The organism is Actinoallomurus vinaceus, assembly GCF_039542055.1.
Taxonomy (GTDB): domain Bacteria; phylum Actinomycetota; class Actinomycetes; order Streptosporangiales; family Streptosporangiaceae; genus Actinoallomurus; species Actinoallomurus vinaceus.
In genome coordinates this window covers 976,872-997,661 of sequence record NZ_BAABHK010000001.1, presented here as the reverse complement: position 1 = coordinate 997,661, position 20,790 = coordinate 976,872, and the positions used below count along the sequence as shown (strand labels likewise).

Below are 20,790 nucleotides of genomic sequence, written 5' to 3'. Positions count from 1 at the left end.
CCCCCAGGCCGCCGATGCGCCGCCGGGCGACCCGGCCCCTCCCGGACCGCCCCCGACGCCCGACGCCGAGGAGAGCATGACCGCGCCACCCCCGCGCCCCGGGCCCGGGCCTTTCCCCGATCCGGACGCACACGCAACCGTGTCCTTCGCGACCCCGCACGGCCCCGCTCCGACGCCGTCCGGCCCGGCCGCAGGGGCGGCATCCGCGTCCCCGTTCGCGGACACGACCGAGGACGCGGAGAAGACCGTGACGGACGTGCTGGAGCCGGAGCCGAGCGCCGCCGTGACGGTGGCACGTCGCATGGGCGAACCGCCGCGGTCCGCGGCGGAGAGCACCACCCCACCGCTCATGCCGGACGCGATCCTCCCGCCGGGCACGGTCCCGGACGAGCCTCCGGAGCCGGAGCCCGAGCCCGAGATGGACGGCACCCGGCCGACGCCTCAGATCGGCTCCGGAGAGCCCGGACCGTACACCGGCGGGCCCGGTGGACCCCACGGACCCCGCAGGCCCGGCCGGTCACGGCGGGGCGGCGCCGGTGCGCCCGGGGTGCTCCTCATCGGCGGCGGCGCGCTGGCCGCGCTCCTGCTCGGCGGCGGAGGTGTCCTCGCCTACACGACGATGTCCGACGACGCGCCGAAGAAGCACACGGCCGCCCCGCCGACGCACGCCACGCAGCCGACGCCCACGCCCGTCGTGACCACTCCGACGCCCGCCAAGACGTCCGAGAAACCCAAGCCGAAGCCCAAGCCGACGCCCATCGACATCAGGGACGAGAAGAAGGATCCCAAGCCCCTGGGCGTCGACGAGGTCTTCCCGGACACCAAGATCAAGGTGGCCGGGCACACCTTCCTCCTGATGAAGACCGTGCCCAACAACCAGTGCAACCTGACCGCCAACGGAGCGTTCAGCGCCGAGCTGACCCGCCAGCACTGCCGCAGGGTCGTCCGGGCGACCTTCGTCTCCGACGACAAGAAGATCGCCGTCACCACCGGCATCGCGGCGATGCCGACGGACGCCGCCGCCGCGGCCGCCATGAAGGCCCAGGACATGGCGCACTACGAGTGGTTCCGCGGCATGAGGGCGACCGACGCGACCAAGATCGACCAGGGTGGCGGGTACCCGGTGAGCGTGCAGCGCGGCCGCTACATCATCTACGCGTACGCCATGTACGCCGACGCGCACAAGCCGAAGTCGGACGACAAGACCCTCAAGGACGTCGGCACGGGCTTCCGCGACACCACGCTCAAGCCGATCGAGGCACGTCAGAAGGACGACTGAGGGGGAATCAGCTCGCGTTCGAGCCCGACGGTACGGTGGGCGGCGTGTTCGGCTTCAAGGCCGCTCAGGATGACCTGCAGGCCGTACTCGAAGGTCTGGTCGGGCGCCCCGGCGTAGTCCGCGGCCGCTGACGAGTCCAGGCGCACGCGCAGACGCGGGAAGCGCTCGGCGACCTCCGCCGCCTTGGCCATGGTCTCCTGGACCAGCTCCTCGGCGTTCCCGCCGCCACGGCTCAGCCGCCGGGTCAGCGAGACGGCCGCGGCCGCGCCGAGCGCGTTGCCGAGCACGAAGGTGAAGACCGTCCCGGCGGCCCGGTCGGCGTCCGCGCCGACGAAGCCGGCCGCTTCGTAGACGGCGAGGCTGTGATCGTCATAGCGCGCCTTGCCCGGCCCGAAGAACAGGTAGGAGCCGAAGCCCTGCACCAGCCAGGGATGCCGGGTCAGCATGGTGTACAGGCCGGTGGCCATCGTGGTGGCCGCCGTGCGCCAGTCGACCGCGTCCAGATCGGGCAGCTCGATCTCGTCCCACACCCGGTCGCCGACGAGGAGCACGAGGTCGTCCTTGTTCTTGACGTGCCAGTAGACCGCCGTGGCGGCGGCACCCAGCCGCTTGCCCAGGCTCCGCATGTTCAAGCCCTCCAGGCCCTCGGCGTCGAGCAGCTCGATGGCGGTCTGGACGATCTGTTCCCGGGTCAGGGTGTCGCGTGCCATGCCCCCACCCTAGTAGCGGCCAGCTCAACTTGCACTTAGTTCAAACCTACTTGCACTTAATTCAAGTGATCGACTACCGTCGCCTTGCACTTAGTTCAAGTCGACAGTGGCGCAGGTGAGCGCCAGAGAAGGGGAACCCCCATGTTGATCTTCGCCGCGGTCCTGCAGCTGCTCGTCGCCCTGGCCTTCCTCAGCATCCCGCTGGTGCGCCACCGCTTCGGTCCGGCCGCCAAGGCGGCCGCCGAGGCAGAGCTGGCACGCCAGAACGTCCCGATCACCGTGCTGGAGGAGAACGGCCTGAAGTTCGACGCCAGCGGCCACGAGACCGCCGTCCCCGCCACCGTCGCAGCGATCATGATGGTCCTCGCCGCGCTCAACCTGGCCGGCAACCACTGGGGCCAGACCCTGACCTGGATCTTCCAGTCGCTGGTCCTGGTCGGCAACTGCCTGATCCTCTACAGCCAGCTCACCGCCGCCAAGTCCGTGCGCGCCGCATTCAGGCGTAAGGGCGACCCCACCCTGCTGCGCATCGACGTGCCCGCCCTGCTGGACGCGGCCGAAGGCGCCTTCCCCCGGTGGGTGATGCCCATCCTGCAGAACATCCGCCACACCGTGGTGTTCGTCGGCTCCGTCCTCGCCCTGGCCGCCACCGTCATCTGACCACCATCACGACGACGGCCGGGTGTGCACCACGCGTGCACACCCGGCCGTCGTCATTCGTCCCGTGTCAGCCGGCCTGGCGCTCCTCCGTCGGTGTCACGCCGAGGACCCGAACCCGACGGGTCTCCTGCGCCCGGCTGGCCAGCAGCGCGGCCTCCGGGTAGGTGACCTCCTCAAGCGACAGGCCGTGCGGCGGGAGCACCTGGACCGCCGAGTCGCGGACGCCCGCGGTCAGCACCTCCGCCGGCCACTCGACCGGCCTGCGGCGGTCGCCGACCGCCAGCAGCGCGCCGACGATGGCCCGGACCATGGAGTGGCAGAACGCGTCGGCGACGACGGTCGCGACGGCGACGTCGGCCGACTCGCGCTCCCAGTCGTAGCGCAGCAGCCGCCGGATCGTCGTCGCGCCCTCACGCCTGCGGCAGTACGCGGCGAAGTCGTTCTCGCCCAGCAGCAGCGCGCTGGCGGCGTTCATCCGGTCCAGGTCGAGAGGCCGTGGGTGCCAGAGCACCGCGTGACGCCGCAGCGGATCGACACCGACCGGGTTGTCGCAGACCCGGTACTCGTACCGGCGCGACAGCGCGGAGAACCGTGCGTCAAAGCCCTCCGGCGCCTGCCCGATGCGCCAGATCCGGACGTCGGGCGGGAGAACGCCCGCCAGGCGTCGCGGCAGCGTTCCGTTGACCTGCGCGTAAGCGGCGACCGGGACGACGACGTGCGCCACCTGGCCGCGCGCGTGGACCCCGGCGTCCGTACGGCCCGCGACCGTCAGCACCGGCGGCGGGTCGAGCCGCAGCACGCGCCCCAGGGCGTCCTCGATGACGCCCTGCACCGTCCGTCGTCCGGGCTGACGCGCCCAGCCGGCGAAGCCCGACCCGTCGTAGGCGAGGTCGAGCCGGAGACGTACCAGAGCGGTCATCGGGATCGCGGCGTCCGGTCTTCGGTCAAGCGCCGAACCGGGAACGCCGCCGCCCCCCTCCTGTTACCGTGAGCGAGCCGAGGACGGCCGGGTCGCGGCCACACGCACGTGCGGCGCAACGGTCCACCGGCGTCCCCTTCATGATCGGTCCAGCCTCCCGCCGTCGGGCGGAAGAGCAGGTCGGACACAAGTCTTTCAAACAACGAGCCCGCCGTCCCGTAGGGGCACGGCGGGCTTTGTTGCGAACGACGGCTACTTCTTCTCGTCGGCCTCGGTCTCGTCGGCCGGAGCCTCCGCCGCCGGCTCCTCGGCCGCCGCTGCCGGGGTCTCCTCGGTCTCCTCGGCGGCGGGCGCCGGGGCCTCCGTGGCCGGAGCGGCCGTCGTCCGGGTGGTCACCGCGGACGCCGCGGCCTCCTCCACCAGCTCGATCAGTGCCATCGGGGCGTTGTCGCCCTTACGCGGGCCGAGCTTGGTGATCCGGGTGTAGCCGCCCGGACGGTTCTCGAACCGCGGGCCGATCTCGGTGAAGAGCGTGTGGACGACGCCCTTGTCCTGCACGACGGAGAGGACCTGGCGCCGCGCGGCGAGGTCACCGCGCTTGGCCTTGGTGATCAGCTTCTCCGCCAGCGGACGCAGCCGCCGGGCCTTGGCCTCGGTCGTCGTGATGCGACCGTGCTCGAACAGGGCCGTGGCGAGGTTCGCCAGGATCAGCCGCTGGTGCGACGGGCTGCCGCCGAGACGAGGGCCCTTGGTGGGCGTGGGCATGAATCCCTCTCCTTGTTTCAACCCGCACCGGCCGTACCAGGTACCGGTGTCGGTCCGGCGAGGCGGTGCGCCTCACCGAGTGTCGTTGACCACGGGCGGCCCCTGGGGACCGCCCGCGACCGAAATGATTAGTACTGCTCGGTCTCCGCGTAGCTCTGGTCCTCGTCGCCGTAGGCGTCGGCCGCCGCGGTCGGGTCGAACCCGGGCGGGGAGTCCTTCAGCGTGAGGCCCATGTCGTTGAGCTTCTGCTTGACCTCTTCGATCGACTTGGCACCGAAGTTGCGGATGTCGAGGAGGTCCTGCTCGCTGCGGGCCACGAGCTCACCCACGGTGTGGATGCCCTCGCGCTTGAGGCAGTTGTAGGACCGGACCGTGAGGTTGAGCTCCTCGATCGGCAGCGCCAGGTCCGCCGCGAGCGCGGCGTCCGTCGGCGACGGGCCCATGTCGATGCCCTCGGCCTCGACGTTGAGCTCCCGGGCCAGGCCGAACAGCTCGACCAGGGTCTTGCCGGCGCTCGCCACCGCGTCGCGCGGCAGCATCGCGGGCTTGGTCTCGACGTCGACGATCAGCCGGTCGAAGTCGGTGCGCTGCTCGACACGCGTCGCCTCGACCTTGTAGGTGACCTTCAGCACCGGGGAGTAGATCGAGTCGATGGGAACGCGCCCGATCTCCTGACCCGGCTGCTTGTTCTGGGCAGCGGAGACGTAGCCACGGCCACGCTCCACGGTGAGCTCCATCTCCAGCTTCGCCTTGTTGTTCAGCGTGGCGATGTGCAGCTCGGGGTTGTGCACCTCGACACCGGCCGGCGGCGCGATGTCGGCGGCGGTGACCTCACCGGGGCCCTGCTTGCGGAGGTACATCACGACCGGCTCGTCGTGCTCGGAGGAGACGACGAGCTCCTTGAGGTTCAGGATGATGTCGGTGACATCCTCCTTGACCCCCGGGATCGTGGAGAACTCGTGCAGAACGCCCTCGATCCGGATGCTGGTGACCGCGGCACCCGGGATGGAGGACAGGAGCGTACGGCGGAGCGAGTTGCCGATGGTGTAGCCGAAGCCCGGCTCCAGCGGCTCGATCGTGAACCGCGACCGGAACTCGTCGACCTGCTCCTCGGTGAGGGTCGGTCGCTGTGCGATGAGCATTTCTTACTTCCTTCCCGCGGCGCCCGCTATATGACTGCCGCGATCTCGCACTGCGGGGCGCACGCCAGGGGGCGTGCGCCCGCACGAGTGGTCAGCGCTTGGCGTACCACTCGACGATGAGCTGCTCCTGGACCGGCGCGTCGATGTGCTGACGGACCGGCATGGAGTGCACGAGGATGCGCATCCGGTCGGGCACGACCTCGATCCACGCCGGGACCGGACGCTCGCCGACCTCGGCGCGCGCCACCACGAACGGCGTGTCCTCGAGGGACTTCTGGCGCACCTCGATGATGTCGCGCTCGCTGACGCGGTACGACGGGATGTCGACCTTCCTGCCGTTGACCAGGAAGTGACCGTGCTTGACCAGCTGACGGGCCATGTCGCGGCTCTTGGCGAAGCCCGCGCGGTAGACCACGTTGTCGAGGCGGCGCTCGAGCAGGCTCAGCAGGTTGTCACCCGTCTTGCCCGTCCGGCGGTTCGCCTCCTTGTAGTAGTTGACGAACTGCGCCTCGAGGACGCCGTAGATGCGACGGGCCTTCTGCTTCTCCCGGAGCTGGAGCATGTGCTCGCTCTCCTTGGGACGGCCACGACCGTGCTCACCCGGCGGGTACGGCCGGATCTCGATCGGGCACTTCGGGCCCTCGCACTTGCTGCCCTTGAGGAACAGCTTCATCTTCTCGCGGCGGCACAGCTTGCAGTCGGCGCCGGTGTATCGAGCCATCTCTCTTCTTCCCTAACTCAGACGCGGCGGCGCTTCGGCGGACGGCAGCCGTTGTGCGGCACCGGGGTGACGTCCTGGATGGAACCGACCTCGAGGCCGGTCGCCTGCAGCGACCGGATCGCGGTCTCGCGGCCCGAGCCCGGGCCCTTCACGAAGACGTCGACCTTGCGCATGCCGTGCTCCATGGCGCGGCGCGCGGCGGCCTCGGCCGCCATCTGAGCGGCGAACGGCGTCGACTTACGCGAGCCCTTGAAGCCCACGTGACCGGCGCTGGCCCAAGCGATCACGGCGCCCACGGGGTCCGTGATCGTGACGATCGTGTTGTTGAACGTGCTCTTGATGTGGGCATGCCCGTGAGCGACGTTCTTCTTTTCCTTGCGGCGCACCTTCTTGGCGCCTTGGCGGCTCTTTGGCGGCATCTGCTCTCAAGTCTCCTGGAGGTCGTCGATCCGTCGGCCCCGGGCGGGGGGCCGAGGACTACTACTTCTTGCCGGCCTTCTTCTTGCCGGCGACCGTCTTCTTCTTGCCCTTGCGCGTACGCGCGTTGGTCTGCGTCCGCTGACCGTGCACCGGCAGGCCGCGACGGTGCCGGACACCCTGGTAGCAGCCGATCTCGATCTTGCGACGGATGTCGGCCTGGATCTCGCGGCGCAGGTCGCCCTCGATCCGGTAGTTGGCCTCGATCCAGTCACGGAGCTGGATCAGCTCGTCGTCACCGAGCTCGTGGACCCGACGGTCACCGTTGATACCGGTTTCCTTCAGCGTCTCGAGGGCACGGGTACGGCCGATGCCGAAGATGTAGGTGAGAGCGACCTCGAGGCGCTTTTCGCGCGGGAGGTCGACGCCGAGGAGGCGTGCCATCTCGGGCAGTTCCCTTCTGTTTCACGGAGGTCTGCGCACCGCATCCCCGCCCCTGCCCGGGTGGGGCCCCGGCCTCCGACCGGGGGTCGCTCCCTCACGGGAGCCGCGGAACGTCGGAATATGTCCGGCCGCGCCATGTCACGTCGTGTGAATGGCGCGGCTGTGTTGTACGTCAGCCCTGACGCTGCTTGTGGCGCGGGTCATCGCAGATGACCATGACCCGGCCGTGCCGACGGATGACGCGGCACTTGCTGCAGATCTTCTTGACGCTCGGCTTGACCTTCACTGGGTCTCCTCTTGCAGGGTCACCCCCGCGCTGCCGAGTCGCAGGCAAGCCACGACGGCATCACTGCCGAAGCCGCTCACCAACCGACTATACGCGGGGAAGGCAACCCCAGTGGGTGGTTACTTGTAGCGGTAGACGATCCGACCGCGCGTGAGGTCGTAGGGGCTCAGCTCCACGACGACGCGGTCATCGGGCAGGATACGGATGTAGTGCATCCGCATCTTTCCGCTGATGTGGGCGAGCACCTTGTGCCCGTTGTCGAGCTCCACCCGGAACATGGCGTTCGGGAGTGACTCGACGACGGTGCCTTCGATCTCGATGGCCCCTTCTTTTTTGGGCATGTCCTCCGCGCTTCACTGATCGGTTCGTCAGGAGAACGGTCTCCGTGGAGCACCCGGCATGCACCATGGGCATGAGGGCATGAGCCAACACGGGACCGACAAAAGAGTCTACGTCACACGCCACGGAATACGAAATCCGTGTCCGGACCCCGTGTCGAGGGCGTCACCCTCCCCCCTCAACCCGTCGAGGGGGCGCTTCATTCCGCCCCTTCGTCGATCACTTCGCACCCGCGCCCGAGACCTCGCCTTGACGCCGCGCCGAGACGATCACTACCGTTCTACTAACATCATAGAAGAAGGGAGCGAGAGGTGTTCCAGTTCCGATTGGACGGATCCAGCGGCGTCCCGCCCTATCTGCAGATCGTCCACCAGGTGCGCCAGGCGCTGTTGCTGGGTTACCTGCGGACCGGAGACCAGCTGCCCACCGTGAAGGAGGTGGTCGCCTCCTTGGCGATCAATCCGAACACGGTGGTGAAGGCCTACCGCCAGCTGGAGAACGAGGGGATGGTGACCGCCCGGCCAGGGCAGGGCACCTTCATCACCGCCTCCATCGAGCCGGTGGCCCCAGGGCCGTACGCCCGGTTGCGGCGCTCGCTCGAGCAGTGGGTCCGCGACGCCTATGCCTCCGGGCTGGACGACGAGACGGTCACGGCCATGTTCGCCACCATCCGCAACGAGCTACGGGCGGAGGGAGTGGCGTGAGCCCGGCGCTGGAGACCAAAGGGCTGGGCATGCGGTACGGGCGGGCGTGGGCGTTGCGGGACTGCTCCGTGCGGCTGCCCGCCGGGTCGGTGATCGCCCTGGTCGGCCCGAACGGCGCCGGCAAGACCACCTTCCTGCAGTTGGTCACCGGCCTGCTGCGCCCGACGGAGGGCACCGTCGAGGTCTTCGGCCAGGACGCCCGCGACGGCTCGGCCGAGGCGCTGGCCCGGGTCGGTTTCGTCGCCCAGGAGCACCCGCTCTACCAGGGATTCTCGGTCGCCGACCTGCTGCGGATGGGCCGCTCGCTCAACCTGCGCTGGGATCAGCCGCTGGCCGAACGGCGGCTCGATGAGCTCGGGATCCCGCTGGCCAAGCGCGCGGGAGCACTGTCCGGCGGCCAGCAGGCCCAGGTCACGTTGGCGCTGGCCCTGGCCAAGCGTCCCGCACTGCTGGTGCTGGACGAACCGCTGGCCAACCTGGATCCGATCGCGCGCCGCGACTTCATGCGCACGGTGATGGCCGCCGTCGCCGAAGACGAGATCACCGTCCTGCTGTCCTCCCACGTGATCGCCGACCTGGAGGCGGTCTGTGACTGGCTGATGCTGCTGAAGGACGGCCGGCTCCAGCTCGCCGGGGAGATCGAGGACGTACTGGCCGACCACCGGATGCTCACCGGCCCGCGCACCGATGACGAACCGGCGGTCCCCGGGCTCGTACGCGCCACGCACAGCGATCGCCACACCGATCTGCTGGTCCGCGCCGGGACGGACCGGCCCGAGCTGCATCCGACCTGGCGATCTCACCCGGTCGGGCTGGAAGAGCTCATCCTCGCCTACCTCGAACGACCCACGGAGATCGCCCGATGATCTGGCTCACCTGGCGGCAGCACCGCGCCCAGGCGCTCGCCGGCCTGGCGCTCATCGGCCTCACGGCCCTGGTCTTCCTGCCCTACGGTCACGCGATCCGTGACGCCTACGCCCAGCACGGCGTCGGACCGTGCCTGGTCCGGGGCACCGGTGGCGACGGCTGCCAATCGGCCATGTCCACGTTCATGAGCCAGTTCAACGGCATCGCCAACCACCTGCTGACCTGGTTCACTCCGGTACCCGGCCTGATCGGCGCGATCGTCGGCGCGAGCCTGCTCGGCCGCGAGTACGAGCACGGCACCTGGCGGCTGGCCTGGACCCAGGCCGTACCCCGAACCCGCTGGCTGACCGACAAGATCCTGCTGGTCGGTCTCGGGATCGTAGTGATCACCGCGAGCCTCAGCGCCGTCTTCGGCTGGTTCCGGAGCCCGATAGACGACGTGTCCGGCAGATTCTCACCAGGGGCGTTCGACCTTGAAGGCCTCTCCCTCACCGGATACACGCTCTTCGCCTTCGCGGCGGGCGTCCTGGCCGGCCTGCTGTTCCGCCGCACCGTGCCGGCGATCGCCGCGGCATTCGCCGCCTTCATGGCGGTACGCCTTCCGGTGGAGTTCTGGCTGCGGCAGCGGTACCAGACGCCGGTGACCCGCCTGCTCCCCCCGACCGGCCACTGGGGCGGCATCGGCCCGATGGCCGTGCCCACCACGCCCGGCACGCCGGGCTGGACCCTCGACGTTGGACTGGCCGACAGGACCGGTCACCCGATCTCCTCCGCCGTCCAGGATGAGATCTCCCGGCGAACCCAGGCACTCCACGGCCCGGCCGCCGACTCCTATCTACGCGGGCTCGGAGTGCGGCTCAGAGTCGTCTACCAGCCCGCGGACCGGTTCTGGACCTTCCAGGTCATCGAGGCCGCACTCTTTATCGGCCTCGCCGCCGTACTCCTCGGCATCTCCATCCGCCTGCTGCACCGCCGCAGCGCCTGACGCCCGAAAGGCACGGGCCACGCGACCACGTGCGCCACGGCGGAAAGAGCCGGTGCGCGCCGTCCGGCCCACCTCTTTGGCCGCGTGCCTCGGGCCACCTCGAACCCTTCCGAACACCGCGAGCTCTACCGGCATGCCCTGAAGGAGAAAACATGATCGTTCGAATCGGCGTCCGCCCGGACGTCTCACCGCATCCGTCGCGGATCCGGGTCGCGACGGGCGTGGCCGCGGCCGGGATGCTCATCGCCGCAGCGGGATGCGCGACCACAGACGACCGCACCGTCCGACCGGCATCGGCGACTCCACCCGACAGCGTGGCGACGGCCTGCGACTCCCTGGCCACCTGCTACACCCCGCGCCAACTCCGAGTGGCGTACGGCATCCAGCCACTGCTGGACCGCGGGATCGACGGCCGCGGCAAGACCATCGTCGTACCCGCCCTCGGGGCTCAACGGGCGGCTCCGCCCAAGGTCAGCGACATCCGCCAGGGCATGAAGCGATTCGACGACCTGTTCGGCCTGCCCGCCGTACGGTTGAAGATCGACGCCACCCTCGCCGGAGACGTCTCGCCCTGGCTGGCCACCGCAGAAGAAGTGCAGGACGTACAGATTCTGCACGCGGTCGCCCCCGCCGCGACCATCCGCGTGGTCCTGGTCGAGCCGACGGCTCTGAGCAGCCCCGCCAGTGCCATGGCCGCGCTGACCGGCGCCTTGCGGCGCGGCCTCTCCCAGGGTGACGTGATCTCGATCAGCGCCGGCTGGGGCGAGCACTGCCTCACCCATGCCCAGGTCGCCCGGCAGCACGAGGTGCTGCAGGCCGCCCGGGATCGCCACGTCACGGTCGTCGCCGGCTCAGGCGACACCGGCGCCGTGAGCAGGCCCTGCCCCGGATCCACGCCCCAGGACGCCTGGGACCCGGTCAAGGAGGTCAGCGCGCCGGCCTCGGACCCGCTCGTGCTCGCCGCCGGCGGAACGATCCTCACGGCCGACCACAAGACCGGCGCGTACACCGGCGAGACCACGTGGAGCGTCCCGTCGCACTCCCAGGGAACCGGTGGCGGGTTCAGCCACCTGTTCTCCCGGCCCGCCTATCAGAAAGGCGTTACCAGCACGGCTCGGGCGGTGCCCGACGTGGCCGCCGACGCCGCTCCCAGCACCGGCATGGCGATGGTCATCAGCAAGAACGACCAGGAATACACCATCCGCGGAGCCAGCGGCACCAGCGCCAGCACCCCGCTCTGGGCCGGGCTGATCGCCCTGGCCGACCAGGCCGCCGGACACGACGTGGGCTTCGTCAACCCCGCGATCTACCGCATCGGCCACAGTTTCGCCCGCCGGACGGCCTTCCACGACGTCACCACGGGGAACAACACCGTGACCGTCTCCGACAAGACCATCACCGGCTACCCGGCGATACCGGGCTACGACCCGGTCACCGGCTGGGGCAGCCCGAACGCCCGCGTACTCGTCCCCCTGCTCGCTCGCTACGCCGCGGGACGAGCGCGATAAGGGGTGAGGGCCGCTCAGCGGCGTTCGTCGTGCGAGCCGAAGAGCTGGCCCGCCAGCAGTAGGGCGCCCCAGGGACCCGCCACCCAGATCCACCAGGGATACCAGGAGCCTGAGGACACGGCGCTCAGCAGCCAGATGACGATGCAGACCAGGTTGACCGAGGCGTAGCTCGCCCAGCCCGCGCGCATGCCCTTCCGGTACACCTCGCCCGACGGACGACGTGCCGGCATCGAGCTCCGGGACGCCGGCACCGGCAGCTCGTACATGTCCTCTTCGGGAAGGTCGCTCGTCACCTTCTGCAGGTCACCGAGTGTCCGCGCGCGGTAGGCGAGGTCGAGGCGCTCGTTGAGCTCGTCGACGCCGATGCGTCCCTGAGCACAGTGCTCCCGCAGTGCCGCCGCGACCCGGTCACGGTCGGTGTCGGAGGCCCGTATCTCAGGATTGAACGCCATTGTTGATCCTCTCCCTCAGGAGCCCCCAATTCTCTCAATCCAGAGGCTACGCCGCGACACGCCACTTTCCATCGCCGCCACAGCCGTCTGCCTGTCCGAGCCAGGCGCCCGGCGGCGTCAGGTGGTCGGGCGGAGTCGGCCTCCGCCGGTCCGGCGCCCTGTGTTCCAACGCCCGGGAATCGCCTGGTGCCCGAGGTGGCCGGGCATGCGATCATCATCGGCGTGATCGGGTATGTGCTGGTGGCGGTGGTCGCCTTCGCCGCTGGATGCGGTTGCTGGTCGCTGGTGTTGCGGGTCCGCCGGCAGGTTCTTCCCGCTGTGCAGGAGTCGGTCACCGCCTTCGGGGAAGAGTTGCAGGCGTTGACGTTCGATCCGCTCGGGCCGACGTCGAATCCCGCGACGCTGAAGGAGTACCGGCTCGCCCTGGACTCCTATGACCGCGCCGCGTCAGCCCGTACGCGGGCGGCGACCGTGGCGGCGCTGCGGGACGGGCGCAGCGCGCTGATCCGGCTGCAGGCCCGGCTCGATGGTCGTCCCATCCCGATCGACGCGCTTCCGGGCGCCGAAGCGGTCGAGAACACCACGACATTGCCCGGCAAGCCGGAGGAAGAGACCGGCGAGCGCTTCTTGACCACCGGACGCGGACCCGGGACCACCGAATTCCTGATCGACCGCCCCGAGCCTGGCCGCCTCGCCCTGGTCGAACTGGTCGCCGAAGGTGACGGAAACCTCTTCGTGTCTCCGGTGGTCCGCACCGAGGACGAAACCAGGGTCGACGGGCACTCTGTCCTGGACCGCAGCCCGTACCGCGGACGCCGCCCACTGCGGCCGTCGGTGACGCATCTGCGGGTCGAGACCACCGAACGTGGCCAGCGGTGGTCAGCGCGCGTGCGGCCGATCACGTCGGCGCCGCCCCTGGGTTCGGAGTGGCGCGGCGAATACGACGAAGTCTTGTTCTATGACGGCGGTCCAGCGCTGCTCACCGTCCAGATCAAAACAAAGGAGTTCTGGAACGTAACGTTCGTGTGCGGATGCCTTCGGGACCGTGACTGCCGCTGCCGACCGCCCCGCTGGCCCGCCGGGACTCCCGGATCGAAGTACGACCACTCCGTCTCCGGCACAGACGACGGCATGCGGACCCTTCGGCTGCCACGACGCGGCTACCTGATTCTGCGATGTAGAGACCGCAGTGAGTGGTACCTGTCCACCCGGCCCGTCATCGAGGATCCGGAACCAGACCCTCACCCGCAGCAGCGCGGCCGCCGTGGGCGTCGTCGATGACGCACGGCCGGGGGCCGCTGACTCGCGGGGACCGCCTTCTCCGTCGCAGTCGGGTGCGCGAAGCCCTGAGACGCCCAGACGACGACCTCGCCGGTCCAGGAGCGACGGTCAGGCGGACTTCAGGCGTTCCCCGCCGTCCAGGGCCGTCAGGACCCAGGGGCCGTCCTCGGTGACGGCGAAGGTGTGCTCGAAGTGGGCCGAGCGACGGCCGTCGCCGGTGATGACCGTCCACTCGTCCTCGAGGAGGATCGTCTCAGCCGTGCCCAGGTTGACCATCGGCTCGACCGCGAAGCACATGCCCGGGACGAGGAGCGGCCCGCGGCCCGGCAGCCCGTAGTTGGGCACCGCCGGGTCCATGTGCATCTCGGTGCCGATGCCGTGGCCGACGTACTCCTCGACGATGCCGTAGTCGCCCTGGCCGCGGATGTACGTCTCGACGGCGTTGCCGATGTCGCTCAGCCGGCCGTCGGCCTTCCCGGCCGCGAGGCCGCGCCACAGCGACTCCTCACAGACCTCGAGGAGCCTGCGCTCCTCGGCCGTGATCTCGCCGACGGGCACGGTCACGGCCGAGTCGCCGTGCCAGCCGTCGACGATCGCGCCGCAGTCGATGGAGATGACGTCACCTTCGGTGAGCACCTTGGACGGGTTGGGGATGCCGTGCACGATCTCCTCGTTGATCGAGGTGCAGATGCACGCCGGGAACCCCTGGTAGCCCTTGAAGGACGGTGTCGCGCCCTCAGACCGGATCGACTCCTCGGCGATGGCGTCGAGGTCCGCCGTCGTCATGCCGGGCTTGACGGCCTCGACGAGCCGCTCGAGCGTACGGGCGACGACGAGGCCCGCCTCGCGCATCACGTCCAGTTCGCCCGGCGTCTTGATCTGAATGGCCGGATTACGCTTCTTCCACACTCTTATGCTCCGCAGGTAGATCCGGGGCGCGCCCGGAGAATCCGGCCGCGCCTCCCCCACCGGGATCAGTCGGTGAACGGACGAAGCGCGGCGAGCGCCCTCTCGGTGACCTCTTCGACGGGCCCTGTCGCGTCGATACCGACCAGAATGCCCTCATCGGCGTAGAACGACGCGAGGGGCGCGGTCTGTTCCTGGTAGACCTCCAGGCGGTGCCTGATGGTCTCCTCGCGGTCGTCGTCACGCTGGAACAGTTCGCCGCCGCAGACGTCGCAGACGCCCTCCTTGGACGGCGGGTCGAACGCCACGTGCCAGATCCGGCCGCACTTGCGGCAGGTACGGCGCCCGGACAGCCGGCGTACGACCTCGTCGTTTTCGACCACGAGCTCGAGGACGAGGTCGAGCCGCTGGTCCATCTCGGAGAGGATCTTCTTGAGGGTCTCCGCCTGCGGCACGTTGCGCGGGAAGCCGTCGAGCAGGAAGCCCTCCTGCGCGTCGTCCTCCGCCAGCCGGTCGCGCACCATCGCGATGGTGACCTCGTCCGGGACGAGGTCACCGCGGTCCATGTACTCCTTGGCCTTGCGGCCGAGGGGGGTGTTGCCGCTCACGTTGGCGCGGAAGATGTCACCTGTCGAGATCTTCGGGACCGACAGGTGCGATGAGATGAACTGGGCCTGAGTCCCCTTGCCCGCTCCCGGGGGGCCCACAAGCACGATACGCACTACCGCAGGAAGCCCTCGTAGTTACGCTGCTGGAGTTGGCTCTCGATCTGCTTCACCGTGTCCAGCCCGACGCCGACCATGATCAGGATGCTGGTGCCACCGAAGGGGAAGTTCTGGCTCGCACCGATGATGCCGAACGCCACCATCGGCACCAGCGCGATCAGTCCGAGGTAAAGGGCACCGGGCGCGGTGATCCGCGTGAGCACGTAGTCGAGGTACTCGGCGGTCGGCCGGCCCGGGCGGATGCCCGGAATGAAGCCACCGTACTTCTTCATGTTGTCCGCGACCTCGGTCGGGTTGAACGTGATCGCGACGTAGAAGTAGGTGAAGAAGATGATCAGCAGGAAGTACAGGGCCATGTAAATCGGGTGATCACCCTTGACCAGGTACTTGTTGATGAACGTGGCGACCGGGTTCGAGCTGTGCCACATCTGCACGATCAGCTGCGGGAGGTACAGCAGCGACGAGGCGAAGATGACGGGGATGACGCCCGCCTGGTTCACCTTGAGCGGGATGTAGGTCGAGGTGCCGCCGTACATCCGGCGACCGACCATCCGCTTGGCGTACTGCACCGGAATGCGGCGCTGCGCCTGCTCGACGAAGACCACGCCGGCGACGATCGCGATGCCCACCAGGAGCACGATCGCGAAGACGAAGCCGCCCTTGGTCTTGTAGATGTTCCAGAACTCGGACGGGAAGACCGCGACGACCTGGGTGAAGATCAGGATCGACATGCCGTTGCCGATGCCGCGGTCGGTGACCAGCTCGCCCAGCCACATGATCACCGAGGTGCCCGCCGTGATCGTGATGACCATCGTGACGATGGTGAACCAGCCCTTGTTCCAGAGCAGGTCCTCGGTGCAGCCCTGCAGCAGGTTGCCGGTGCTCGCCATGGCGACGATGCCGGTGCCCTGAAGGATCGCCAGCCCGATCGTCAGATAACGGGTGTACTGGGTGATCTTCGTGGTCCCGGCCTGGCCCTCCTTACGGAGTGCCTCCAGACGTGGGATCACCACGGTCAGCAGCTGCAGGATGATGCTCGCCGTGATGTAGGGCATGATGCCCAGGGCGAAGATTGAGAGCTTCAGCAGCGCACCGCCGCTGAACAGGTTGACCAGGCCATAGACGTTGGCGTTGGCCCCCTTGCTCACCGTGTCGATGCAGCGATGCACGGCTCCGGTGTTCACGCCCGGTGCCGGCAGCTGAGAGCCCAGCCGGAACACCGCCATGATGAACAGCGTGAAGAGAAGCTTCTTGCGCAGGTCGGGTGTTCGAAACGCCCGAGTGAACGCGGTCAGCACCATTCCTCCTGCGCGGTTTCCGGCCTTGGGCCGCTCACGGGCCTCAGTCGATCCACAAGTTGCGGCGATAGTGTCGCCGGTCGAACTCTAACAGCCCTTGCGGGGATTGCCGCCCCCGCCACCGTACGGCGGGGGCGAATCCCACAAGGGCTTTGACTCACAGCTCTTCGGCCGTGCCTCCGGCACCAGCGATCTTCTCCTTCGCGGAGCCGGAGAAGGCGTGCGCCTTGACCTGAACCGTTACGGAGATGTCACCGGTACCGAGGATCTTGACCGGACGGCCGGCGCGCACCGCGCCCTTCGCCACCAGGGTCTCCGGCGTGACCTCGCCGCCCTCAGGGAAGAGCTCGGCGATCTTGGCCACGTTGACGACCTGGTACTCGACCCGGAACGGGTTCTTGAAGCCCTTGAGCTTCGGAACCCGGCGGATCAGCGGCATCTGGCCGCCCTCGAAGCCGACGGGCACGGTGGTACGGGCCTTCGTGCCCTTCGTGCCGCGTCCGGCGGTCTTGCCCTTGGACGCCTCGCCACGACCCTTACGGGTCTTGGCCTTGTGGGCGCCCGGCGCCGGCCGCAGGTGATGCGGCCTCAGCGGGGTCTCTGCGCCCATGTCAGTCGACCTCCTCGACGGTCACGAGGTGGCGAACCGTGTTGATCATCCCGACCACCTCGGGGCGGTCCTCACGGACGACGCTGTGGCCGATCCGCTTGAGCCCGAGCGTTCGCAGGGTGTCACGCTGGTTCTGCTTGCCACCGATCTGCGACTTCACCTGCGTGATCTTCAGGTTGCTCACGATGCCGCCTCCTGCCGGGGCTCGCTGCCCGCGGCGCGGGCACGGAGCATCGCGGCCGGAGCGACGTCCTCGATCGGCAGCCCACGCTTGGCCGCGATCTCCTCGGGCCGGTTGAGCTGCTTGAGGGCCGCGACCGTCGCGTGCACGATGTTGATCGCGTTGGACGAGCCCAGCGACTTCGACAGGACGTCGTGGATGCCCGCGCACTCCAGCACCGCGCGCACCGGGCCACCCGCGATCACACCGGTACCGGGGCTGGCCGGCTTGAGCATGACGACGCCCGCGGCCTCCTCACCCTGGCTGGTGTGCGGGATGGTGCCCTGGATCCGCGGCACCTTGAAGAAGTGCTTCTTGGCCTCCTCGACGCCCTTGGCGATCGCCGCGGGCACCTCCTTGGCCTTGCCGTAACCGACCCCCACGGTGCCGTTGCCGTCGCCCACGACGACGAGCGCCGTGAAGCTGAAGCGCCGGCCGCCCTTGACGACCTTGGCGACCCGGTTGATCGCTACGACGCGCTCGATGTACGACTGTCCCTTGTCGGCGCCACCGCGGCGGTCATCACGCCGGTCGCGCCGCTCGCCGCCGCCACGACGTGGTGCTGCCATTAGTGGTTCCTCTTCTCGTGCGTCATCAGGTGCGATACGCGGGCCATCAGAACTCCAGCCCGCCCTCTCGGGCGCCGTCGGCCAGGGCCGCGATGCGGCCGTGGTAGCGGTGCCCGGCGCGGTCGAAGACCACCGCGCTGATGCCCGCCTCGCGCGCCCGCTCGGCGAGGAGCTCGCCGACCTTGCGCGCCTTGGCGGTCTTGTCGCCCTCGGCCGTACGGAGCGTGTCGTCCAGCGTGGACGCCGACGCCAGCGTGTGACCGGCCAGGTCGTCGATGATCTGCGCGAACATGTGCTTGGTCGAACGCGTCACGACCAGGCGCGGCCGCTGCGGCGTGCCCTGGACCTTCTTGCGGACGCGCAGGTGCCGGCGGGTCCGCGACGCGGCGCGCGAAGCGGTCCGCGAACGGACCTGAGTCTTGCTCGCAGCCATGTCTACTTACCAGCCTTTCCGACCTTGCGGCGGATCTGCTCACCCTGGTACCGCACGCCCTTGCCCTTGTACGGGTCGGGCTTGCGCAGCTTGCGGATGTTCGCGGCGACCTCGCCGACCTTCTGCTTGTCGATGCCCTCGACCACGAACTGGGTCGGCCGCTCGACACGGAAGGTGATGCCCGCCGGGGGCTCGACCGTGATCGAGTGGCTGAAGCCGAGCGAGAACTCGAGGTTGCTGCCCTTGGCCTGAACGCGGTAGCCGACGCCGACGATCTCCATCGTCTTGCTGTAGCCCTGCGTCACGCCGATGACCATGTTGTTGATCAGCGACCGGGTGAGCCCGTGCAGCGCACGGATCGGACCCTCATCGCTGGGGCGGCCGACCTTGATCTCGCCGTCCTCCTGGACGACGTCGATCGGCCGGGCCACCGTGTGCTTCAGCTCGCCCTTGGGGCCCTTGACCGTGACCTCCTGGCCATCGACCTTGACGTCGACGCCGCTGGGGACGGGAATGGGCAGACGTCCAATGCGCGACATGCTTGTGTCCCTCCCCTCACCAGACGTAGGCGAGGACTTCCCCGCCCACGCCGTGCTTGCCGGCCTGCTTGTCGGTCATGAGGCCGGAGGACGTCGAGATGATCGCGACGCCGAGACCACCGAGGACCTTCGGCAGGTTGTCCTTCTTCGCGTAGACCCGCAGGCCCGGCTTGGACACCCGCTTGAGTCCGGCGATCGAGCGCTCCCGGCTCGGACCGAACTTGAGGTCGACTACGAGCTTCTTGCCGACCTCGGCGTCCTCGACGCTCCATCCCGAGATGTAACCCTCCTGCTGGAGGATCTCGGCGATGTGCGCCTTGATCTTCGAGTACGGCATGCCCACGGTGTCGTGGTATGCCGAATTCGCGTTCCGCAGACGCGTCAACATGTCTGCGATCGGGTCGGTCATCGTCATGGCCTACTGGCCCTCCTCGCCGCGGTTTCCGTAACTGCTGGACCTACGACGCGGTCGTGGGCGCCTTTGTCCAGGCGCCCGGTCGGTCATTATCGAGAAGCCGGTTGTTACCAGCTGGACTTGGTGATGCCGGGCAGCTCGCCGCGGTGCGCCATCTCCCGGAAGCAGATCCGGCACAGGCCGAACTTGCGGAAGACGGCACGCGGACGCCCGCACCGCGAGCACCGAGTGTAGGCGCGCACGGCGTGCTTGGGCTTCCGGTTCGCCTTGGCGATCAGAGCCTTCTTCGCCATCTCAGTTCTCCTTGAACGGGAAGCCCAGGGCTCGCAGGAGCGCCCGGCCCTCGTCGTCGGTCTTCGCGGTGGTGACGATCGTGATGTCCATGCCGCGCTGGCGGTCGACCTTGTCGGGGTCGATCTCGTGGAACATCACCTGCTCGGTGAGCCCGAACGTGTAGTTGCCGTTGCCGTCGAAGTGCTTCGGCGACAGGCCGCGGAAGTCACGGATCCGGGGCAGCGCCAGCGAGAGCAGCCGGTCGAGGAACTCCCACATGCGGTCGCCGCGCAGCGTCACGTGGGCGCCGATCGGCATGCCCTCGCGCAGCTTGAACTGCGCGATGGACTTCTTCGCGTGGGCGACCGCGGGCTTCTGGCCCGTGATGGTCGTCAGGTCGCGCACCGCGCCCTCGATGAGCTTCGAGTCGCGGGCGGCGTCACCGACGCCCATGTTGACCTTGACCTTGGTCACGCCCGGGATCTGCATGACGTTGGCGTAGCCGAACTCTTCCTTCAGCGCCTTCGCGATCTCCTCGCGGTAGCGCAGCTTGAGCCGCGGCTGCGGGGTCTCTTGCGTAGTCGTGTCGGCGGTCATCAGATTTCCTTACCGGTACGGCGCGAGATACGGACCTTCGTGCCGTCTTCGTTGATGCGGTAGCCGACGCGAGTGCGCTTGCCGTTCTCCAGCAACATCACGTTGCTGACGTCGATCGGCCCCTCCTTGGTGACGACCCCGCCTTCCTTGGCGCCACGCGGGCCCGAGTTGGTCTCCTTGGAGTGGCGCTTCACCATGTTCACGCCCTCGACGACCACGCGCTCGCGCTTGGGGTCGGCCAGGATGACCTTCCCGGTCGCACCCTTGTCCTTGCCGGCGATGACGACGACCTCGTCGCCCTTCTTGATCTTCATCACAGCACCTCCGGCGCCAGCGAGATGATGCGCATGAACCGCTTCTCACGCAGCTCCCGGCCGACCGGGCCGAAGATGCGCGTGCCGCGCGGGTCGCCGCCGTCCTTGATCAGGACGGCCGCGTTCTCGTCGAAGCGGATGTAGGAGCCGTCGGGACGGCCCCGCTCCTTGCGGGTGCGTACGACGACGGCCTTAACGACATCACCCTTCTTGACGCCGGCACCGGGAAGGGCGTCCTTCACGGTGGCGACGATGATGTCACCGATGCCCGCATAGCGCCGACCCGAGCCGCCGAGAACGCGGATGCACAGAATCTCCTTGGCACCCGTGTTGTCGGCGACCTTGAGTCGCGACTCCTGCTGGATCACGTCTACTCCTGTATTTCACGCCGGTTCTCGTTATGAGCCTGGCG

30 protein-coding genes are annotated in these 20,790 nt (G+C 68.8%); 7 read left to right on the top strand and 23 right to left on the bottom strand.

Annotated features, from left to right (window positions below; all coding sequences use genetic code 11):
- The first annotated feature begins 76 nt into the window (after positions 1 to 76).
- Entirely contained in the window at positions 77 to 1,279 is a 1,203-nt protein-coding gene (locus tag ABEA24_RS04585) for a hypothetical protein (RefSeq protein ID WP_345429333.1), read from the top strand.
- Here ABEA24_RS04585 and ABEA24_RS04580 read toward each other — a convergent pair.
- Positions 1,264 to 1,989, bottom strand: a complete 726-nt coding sequence (locus tag ABEA24_RS04580) for a TetR/AcrR family transcriptional regulator C-terminal domain-containing protein (RefSeq protein ID WP_345429332.1) — start codon at positions 1,987 to 1,989, stop codon at positions 1,264 to 1,266. The two genes, ABEA24_RS04585 and ABEA24_RS04580, sit on opposite strands and share 16 nt — an antisense overlap.
- Before the next feature lie 141 nt (positions 1,990 to 2,130).
- Here ABEA24_RS04580 and ABEA24_RS04575 point away from each other — a divergent pair, with 141 nt between their 5' ends.
- Positions 2,131 to 2,649, top strand: coding sequence for a hypothetical protein (locus ABEA24_RS04575; protein WP_345429331.1), 519 nt, complete (start codon positions 2,131 to 2,133; stop codon positions 2,647 to 2,649).
- A 67-nt stretch (positions 2,650 to 2,716) separates the two neighbouring features.
- On the opposite strand, the gene truA is transcribed toward ABEA24_RS04575, so the two are convergent.
- The 8 genes from truA to infA all read right to left on the bottom strand — a co-directional run bounded on the left by truA (position 2,717) and on the right by infA (position 7,684).
- On the bottom strand, positions 2,717 to 3,568 hold the full coding sequence (gene truA / locus ABEA24_RS04570) for a tRNA pseudouridine(38-40) synthase TruA (protein ID WP_345429330.1): 852 nt from the start codon (positions 3,566 to 3,568) through the stop codon (positions 2,717 to 2,719).
- Between the two features lie 252 nt (positions 3,569 to 3,820).
- Positions 3,821 to 4,333: a 50S ribosomal protein L17 gene (gene rplQ, locus ABEA24_RS04565; protein ID WP_345429329.1), complete on the bottom strand. Its 513-nt coding sequence runs from the start codon at positions 4,331 to 4,333 to the stop codon at positions 3,821 to 3,823.
- A 128-nt stretch (positions 4,334 to 4,461) separates the two neighbouring features.
- Entirely contained in the window at positions 4,462 to 5,475 is a 1,014-nt protein-coding gene (locus tag ABEA24_RS04560) for a DNA-directed RNA polymerase subunit alpha (protein WP_252840846.1), read from the bottom strand.
- 91 nt (positions 5,476 to 5,566) lie between these two features.
- Entirely contained in the window at positions 5,567 to 6,196 is a 630-nt protein-coding gene (gene rpsD / locus ABEA24_RS04555; RefSeq protein WP_345429328.1) for a 30S ribosomal protein S4, read from the bottom strand.
- A 17-nt stretch (positions 6,197 to 6,213) separates the two neighbouring features.
- A complete protein-coding gene (gene rpsK / locus ABEA24_RS04550) occupies positions 6,214 to 6,615 on the bottom strand; it encodes a 30S ribosomal protein S11 (protein ID WP_345429327.1) in 402 nt (133 codons plus the stop codon).
- A gap of 61 nt (positions 6,616 to 6,676) precedes the next feature.
- Positions 6,677 to 7,057 (bottom strand): 30S ribosomal protein S13, encoded by a 381-nt coding sequence (gene rpsM / locus ABEA24_RS04545; RefSeq protein ID WP_345429326.1) that lies wholly within the window; start codon positions 7,055 to 7,057, stop codon positions 6,677 to 6,679.
- A gap of 172 nt (positions 7,058 to 7,229) precedes the next feature.
- Positions 7,230 to 7,343, bottom strand: coding sequence for a 50S ribosomal protein L36 (gene rpmJ, locus ABEA24_RS04540; protein WP_141956754.1), 114 nt, complete (start codon positions 7,341 to 7,343; stop codon positions 7,230 to 7,232).
- 119 nt (positions 7,344 to 7,462) lie between these two features.
- Complete coding sequence (gene infA / locus ABEA24_RS04535; protein ID WP_067912209.1) at positions 7,463 to 7,684, bottom strand: translation initiation factor IF-1; 222 nt, start codon at positions 7,682 to 7,684, stop codon at positions 7,463 to 7,465.
- A 309-nt stretch (positions 7,685 to 7,993) separates the two neighbouring features.
- Here infA and ABEA24_RS04530 point away from each other — a divergent pair, with 309 nt between their 5' ends.
- From ABEA24_RS04530 to ABEA24_RS04515, 4 genes are all read left to right on the top strand, one after another.
- Positions 7,994 to 8,386: a GntR family transcriptional regulator gene (locus ABEA24_RS04530; protein ID WP_345429325.1), complete on the top strand. Its 393-nt coding sequence runs from the start codon at positions 7,994 to 7,996 to the stop codon at positions 8,384 to 8,386.
- Positions 8,383 to 9,252: an ABC transporter ATP-binding protein gene (locus ABEA24_RS04525; RefSeq protein WP_345429324.1), complete on the top strand. Its 870-nt coding sequence runs from the start codon at positions 8,383 to 8,385 to the stop codon at positions 9,250 to 9,252. The genes ABEA24_RS04530 and ABEA24_RS04525 overlap by 4 nt, the downstream gene beginning before the upstream one ends.
- Entirely contained in the window at positions 9,249 to 10,238 is a 990-nt protein-coding gene (locus tag ABEA24_RS04520; RefSeq protein WP_345429323.1) for an ABC transporter permease subunit, read from the top strand. The genes ABEA24_RS04525 and ABEA24_RS04520 overlap by 4 nt, the downstream gene beginning before the upstream one ends.
- Positions 10,239 to 10,390: 152 nt before the next feature.
- Positions 10,391 to 11,746: a S53 family peptidase gene (locus tag ABEA24_RS04515; protein ID WP_345429322.1), complete on the top strand. Its 1,356-nt coding sequence runs from the start codon at positions 10,391 to 10,393 to the stop codon at positions 11,744 to 11,746.
- Between the two features lie 14 nt (positions 11,747 to 11,760).
- Here the strand turns inward: ABEA24_RS04515 and ABEA24_RS04510 are convergent, their stop codons facing one another.
- On the bottom strand, positions 11,761 to 12,198 hold the full coding sequence (locus tag ABEA24_RS04510) for a DUF1707 domain-containing protein (RefSeq protein ID WP_345429321.1): 438 nt from the start codon (positions 12,196 to 12,198) through the stop codon (positions 11,761 to 11,763).
- A 186-nt stretch (positions 12,199 to 12,384) separates the two neighbouring features.
- Between ABEA24_RS04510 and ABEA24_RS04505 the strand changes: the two genes are divergently transcribed.
- Positions 12,385 to 13,479, top strand: a complete 1,095-nt coding sequence (locus ABEA24_RS04505; RefSeq protein ID WP_345429320.1) for a hypothetical protein — start codon at positions 12,385 to 12,387, stop codon at positions 13,477 to 13,479.
- 108 nt (positions 13,480 to 13,587) lie between these two features.
- On the opposite strand, the gene map is transcribed toward ABEA24_RS04505, so the two are convergent.
- From map to rplN, 13 genes are all read right to left on the bottom strand, one after another.
- On the bottom strand, positions 13,588 to 14,388 hold the full coding sequence (gene map / locus ABEA24_RS04500; protein WP_345429319.1) for a type I methionyl aminopeptidase: 801 nt from the start codon (positions 14,386 to 14,388) through the stop codon (positions 13,588 to 13,590).
- A gap of 65 nt (positions 14,389 to 14,453) precedes the next feature.
- Positions 14,454 to 15,107 carry an adenylate kinase gene (locus ABEA24_RS04495; protein WP_345429318.1) on the bottom strand — a complete coding sequence of 218 codons (654 nt, stop codon included), beginning with the start codon at positions 15,105 to 15,107 and terminating at the stop codon, positions 14,454 to 14,456.
- On the bottom strand, positions 15,107 to 16,408 hold the full coding sequence (gene secY / locus ABEA24_RS04490; protein ID WP_345429615.1) for a preprotein translocase subunit SecY: 1,302 nt from the start codon (positions 16,406 to 16,408) through the stop codon (positions 15,107 to 15,109). Before secY ends, ABEA24_RS04495 begins: the two co-directional genes overlap by 1 nt.
- Positions 16,409 to 16,565: 157 nt before the next feature.
- The gene (rplO, locus tag ABEA24_RS04485) at positions 16,566 to 17,018 is read right to left on the bottom strand and encodes a 50S ribosomal protein L15 (protein ID WP_345429317.1); all 453 of its coding nucleotides are present in this window, start codon (positions 17,016 to 17,018) and stop codon (positions 16,566 to 16,568) included.
- Position 17,019: 1 nt separating this feature from the next.
- Positions 17,020 to 17,202 (bottom strand): 50S ribosomal protein L30, encoded by a 183-nt coding sequence (rpmD, locus tag ABEA24_RS04480; RefSeq protein WP_345429316.1) that lies wholly within the window; start codon positions 17,200 to 17,202, stop codon positions 17,020 to 17,022.
- A complete protein-coding gene (gene rpsE, locus ABEA24_RS04475) occupies positions 17,199 to 17,807 on the bottom strand; it encodes a 30S ribosomal protein S5 (RefSeq protein ID WP_345429315.1) in 609 nt (202 codons plus the stop codon). Before rpsE ends, rpmD begins: the two co-directional genes overlap by 4 nt.
- Before the next feature lie 46 nt (positions 17,808 to 17,853).
- On the bottom strand, positions 17,854 to 18,240 hold the full coding sequence (rplR, locus tag ABEA24_RS04470) for a 50S ribosomal protein L18 (RefSeq protein WP_345429314.1): 387 nt from the start codon (positions 18,238 to 18,240) through the stop codon (positions 17,854 to 17,856).
- A 2-nt stretch (positions 18,241 to 18,242) separates the two neighbouring features.
- The gene (gene rplF / locus ABEA24_RS04465; protein WP_345429313.1) at positions 18,243 to 18,779 is read right to left on the bottom strand and encodes a 50S ribosomal protein L6; all 537 of its coding nucleotides are present in this window, start codon (positions 18,777 to 18,779) and stop codon (positions 18,243 to 18,245) included.
- A gap of 16 nt (positions 18,780 to 18,795) precedes the next feature.
- The gene (rpsH, locus tag ABEA24_RS04460) at positions 18,796 to 19,194 is read right to left on the bottom strand and encodes a 30S ribosomal protein S8 (protein WP_345429312.1); all 399 of its coding nucleotides are present in this window, start codon (positions 19,192 to 19,194) and stop codon (positions 18,796 to 18,798) included.
- A 107-nt stretch (positions 19,195 to 19,301) separates the two neighbouring features.
- Positions 19,302 to 19,487: a type Z 30S ribosomal protein S14 gene (locus ABEA24_RS04455; protein WP_252780511.1), complete on the bottom strand. Its 186-nt coding sequence runs from the start codon at positions 19,485 to 19,487 to the stop codon at positions 19,302 to 19,304.
- 1 nt (position 19,488) lies between these two features.
- Entirely contained in the window at positions 19,489 to 20,064 is a 576-nt protein-coding gene (rplE, locus tag ABEA24_RS04450) for a 50S ribosomal protein L5 (protein ID WP_345429311.1), read from the bottom strand.
- Complete coding sequence (rplX, locus tag ABEA24_RS04445; RefSeq protein ID WP_345429310.1) at positions 20,064 to 20,378, bottom strand: 50S ribosomal protein L24; 315 nt, start codon at positions 20,376 to 20,378, stop codon at positions 20,064 to 20,066. Before rplX ends, rplE begins: the two co-directional genes overlap by 1 nt.
- Positions 20,378 to 20,746, bottom strand: a complete 369-nt coding sequence (gene rplN / locus ABEA24_RS04440) for a 50S ribosomal protein L14 (RefSeq protein WP_252780494.1) — start codon at positions 20,744 to 20,746, stop codon at positions 20,378 to 20,380. The genes rplX and rplN overlap by 1 nt, the downstream gene beginning before the upstream one ends.
- Positions 20,747 to 20,790 lie beyond the last annotated feature (44 nt).